This is a genomic window from Pseudomonas edaphica (assembly GCF_005863185.1).
GTDB classification, from domain to species: domain Bacteria; phylum Pseudomonadota; class Gammaproteobacteria; order Pseudomonadales; family Pseudomonadaceae; genus Aquipseudomonas; species Aquipseudomonas edaphica.
The window spans coordinates 1-3,405 of the sequence record NZ_VBVZ01000643.1; the positions used below are offsets into that span (position 1 = coordinate 1).

Consider the following 3,405-nt stretch of genomic DNA (forward strand, 5'->3'; position numbering starts at 1 on the left):
TGAGGTGGCTTGTCGTGGGCCACTTCGTTGTAGCCTTCGCGTTGCAGACGTGCCGAGGCGTCCAGTTCGGTCAGGCCGTCCTGGGTGGCACGCACATTGGCGAGGGTGGCCGACAGGCCGTTCTGGGCTTCACGGGCGGCACGCATCGACAGTTTGGTGTCGGTGTCGGTGCCATTCTTTTTGTGCAGAGGCGTGTTTTTTACGGCGCTCATTGTCTGTACTCCTGTCGCCAATTCTCGACAAAACATACCCGGTACTTACCTGAATACAGGCGAGCGAAAGCATGCCGAGCCGCGGACTTCGCGATCGGTTTAAATAGGGTGTTCACATAACTTCTACAGCGCCCGCCAAGTGCGCGTTAGTTAACTGGCGCGCAGCGGGCTACTACTGGATGTGTTCATAACGAACTCCAGAATAATTATCAGGAAGTTGCTGTTTCCAGCTGGTTTAAGCGGCGCGATTGCTCAGGTAAAAACCGAGCAACAGGCTGGCTTGAGCCAGGGTGGAAACCTGAGGTCTCTGCGGGTCTTGAGGGTCGGCGTGGTCCCAGTGCTGCAGCAATTGGCCGCTGGCAGGGCAGACACGCCAGTGCGCTAGCGGGGGAGCTGGGCGCAGCTGATCTTTACTGGCTAGGGGAGAGGGTGCAGCAAAGGCCGAGCGGGTAGGTGAAAAGCCAGCGGGCTCGCGGCACAGCTTGGCGCGCAGGGCTGCGGCTAGCGTGCGAATGTCAGGCAAAACAATCAGTTGAAAGGTCATAACACACCTCGGGACCGGACGGGCGACCGGTGAGGCAGTTACGGTGGAGCATCAAGCTCTAGCGCAGCTTACCGGACCTGGAAGGCGAGTCCTGTCATATTCTGGGTTTGGCGCCCGATGCCCGCGTGAACGGTGCTCGGACAGCGACTAGATACTGTGTCCATTGGCTTCTTTTGTGAGGTTTAAAAAAGGCCCCAGTTGTGGGCAGGGGCAATCTACTTAGCTGGTTGCAAAATGTCAACGCAGGATGAGTTAAATTACCCTGTGTTCAGAGTTCATTCAGATAAGAGGCGCAGACAAGTTTCACCTTATATAACTTCATATGCCTTGCGCGGCCAGAACTGCCAGATAAATCAATACCACACCACAGGCGCCATAACTGATGCGTTGCCATAACGCTGAGGTGTTCTTGCGCAGCAGGTTGACCAACGCTGCAATCAGAAAGCAGGACAACACCGAGGCCAGCATAAAGCCTGCAAAAAACATCAGCGTTTGCCCATGGCTGGGCGCAGCCCCGACGATGCCGGACAAGGCGCTGCCCAGCGCGCCCCAATAGACGATGTTTTTCGGGTTAGCCAGTGAAATCGCCGCGCCCACCGCCAGCGCATTTTTCCCGGAGCTGGCGGGCGCGTCGCTCGCCTCGGGCAAGCGCCAGGCATCAATCAAGCTGCGGATACCCAGCCAGGCCAGGTACAGCGCGCAGACCACCGTCAGGGGCACACGCACCGCGTCATGCTGGATCAGCAAGGCAATGCCGGTGAGACCGATCACCGCCCACACCGCATCGCCTACCAGCGAGCCGATCTGCACCAGCAAGGCCGGGGTAAAACCGTGCAGCAAGCCACGGCGCAACGTTTCCGCCAGCACGGCACCGGGCGAGAGGCAAAACACAAAACCGAATACCAGCGCATAAAAGAAGATCGTCAACATGCCCGCGTTCCTTCAAGAAAGTCCAGGCAGTGTGGCGATGGGGAAAGCGTTCGTCTTGAACCAGATTGCGCTGTTCAGCGCTTCAACACGCTTTGATAGCGGCCGGGCGTGATGCCATAGGCGGCGCGAAAATGGCGGTTGAGGTGGCTTTGGTCAGCAAAGCCCAAGTCATGGGCGACTTCGCCGGCCGCCACCCCGTTGCGCAACAGGCCTTTGGCGCGGCGGGTGCGCAGTTGCATCGCCCACTGGCGCGGGCTGAGTCCGGTTTCCTTCTGGAAAGCGCGCAGCAGATGGAATTTGGACAATCCCAGCTCATCGCCGAGGTGGTCCAGGGGCAACCCTTGATGCAAGTGTGCAGCGAGCAATTCCTGGGCTCGGTTGATCATGCTTTTGCCCGTTGCCATGCTGCCAGGCACACGTACACCACTGACGCCGACCACTTCACCCAGTAGCAACACCAACGCCTCTTCATTGAGATCGCGGACCAATGCATCGGTACTCAAGGCGCCTTTCACCGCTACCGCCAGGCGCTGCGCCAGATCAGGTTGGAAGCACAACGAGCGATCGAACTCCAGCTGCGCCAACCCAAGGTCAGCCGCCAGCTGATCGGCTGTGGCATACAGGCTGACAAAGTGCCAAGGCGCGCCTTGCGCCGCGCCGCCGCCCTGAATCTGACCGGGGTTGTACAGGGTAATGCTACCCGGCCCGGCCTCGAATTCGCGGCGGTCCAGCCAGACCTTTTCCTCACCGACCAGGTTGACGCCGATTACACATTCATCATGGCTGTGTCTGGCAAAGGTCAGGCCCGTGCAGGCTGTACTGCTGACTTCGTAGTTGCCCAGCAAGGCGTGGTGCAGAGTGCTCATGATTCAGCTCAGGATGCGGTTGGCACGAGCATACGCCAGCAGGACCGCTCAAATCGACCGTTGGTTGACACGCTGCGACAGCTCATCGGCGCTTTCCTTACGCTCTGAATAGCGGTCCACCAGGTCCGGGCGATCACGCAGCAAAACGGTGAACTTCACCAACTCTTCCATCACATCCACCACGCGATCGTAGAGCGCCGATGGTTTCATGCGGTCCTGGTCATCGAACTCCATGAACGCCTTGGGCACCGAGGATTGGTTGGGGATCGTGAACATGCGCATCCAGCGCCCCAGCACGCGCAGTTGGTTGACGGTGTTGAACGATTGCGAGCCGCCGGACACCTGCATCACCGCCAGCGTTTTGCCCTGGGTCGGGCGAACGGCGCCGAGGGCCAGCGGCACCCAGTCGAGCTGGGCCTTGAACACTGCCGACATCGAACCGTGGCGCTCGGGCGAGCACCACACCTGGCCTTCGGACCATTGCATCAGGTCCAGCAGCTCCTGGACTTTAGGGTGATCGTTGGGCGCATCGTCGGGCAACGGCAGGCCCGAAGGGTTGAAAATCCGCGTGTCGGCTCCGAAGTGGCGCAACAGCCGCGCGGCTTCTTCCACCAGCAAGCGGCTGAATGAGCGCGGGCGTGTGGAGCCGTAAAGCAGCAGGATGCGCGGCGGGTGGCCAGGCCCGACAGGCAGCGGGCCTGCGAGGGTGCTGTTGAGATTGGGCAGGGTGGTCATTGTGTTCTCCGGTTAAAGCGCTGCGATGCGGGCCAGTTCTGCCTTCAACTCGGCAGGGCTGAGTTGGGCGAAGGGCAAGGCCAGGAACGCCTTGCAACGCCTTTCGATGGTGCTGAGC

At 60.0% G+C, this 3,405-nt stretch carries 5 protein-coding genes and 1 pseudogene; all 6 read right to left on the bottom strand.

All coding sequences use genetic code 11. The features are described 5' to 3' along the window. On the bottom strand, positions 1-212 hold a 212-nt coding region (locus FEM54_RS28155), incomplete at its 3' end, for a cation-transporting P-type ATPase (protein WP_138453817.1). Positions 213-447: 235 nt separating this feature from the next. Beyond that, positions 448-756 (bottom strand): hypothetical protein, encoded by a 309-nt coding sequence (locus FEM54_RS34805; RefSeq protein ID WP_099549718.1) that lies wholly within the window; start codon positions 754-756, stop codon positions 448-450. A gap of 318 nt (positions 757-1,074) precedes the next feature. Beyond that, complete coding sequence (locus FEM54_RS28165) at positions 1,075-1,686, bottom strand: LysE family transporter (RefSeq protein WP_138453818.1); 612 nt, start codon at positions 1,684-1,686, stop codon at positions 1,075-1,077. A gap of 74 nt (positions 1,687-1,760) precedes the next feature. After that, complete coding sequence (locus FEM54_RS28170; RefSeq protein ID WP_138453819.1) at positions 1,761-2,552, bottom strand: AraC family transcriptional regulator; 792 nt, start codon at positions 2,550-2,552, stop codon at positions 1,761-1,763. 48 nt (positions 2,553-2,600) lie between these two features. Further along, entirely contained in the window at positions 2,601-3,287 is a 687-nt protein-coding gene (arsH, locus tag FEM54_RS28175) for an arsenical resistance protein ArsH (RefSeq protein WP_058420362.1), read from the bottom strand. Between the two features lie 12 nt (positions 3,288-3,299). Further along, a pseudogene (locus FEM54_RS34810) lies at positions 3,300-3,405 on the bottom strand (arsenate reductase ArsC); the annotation flags it as partial.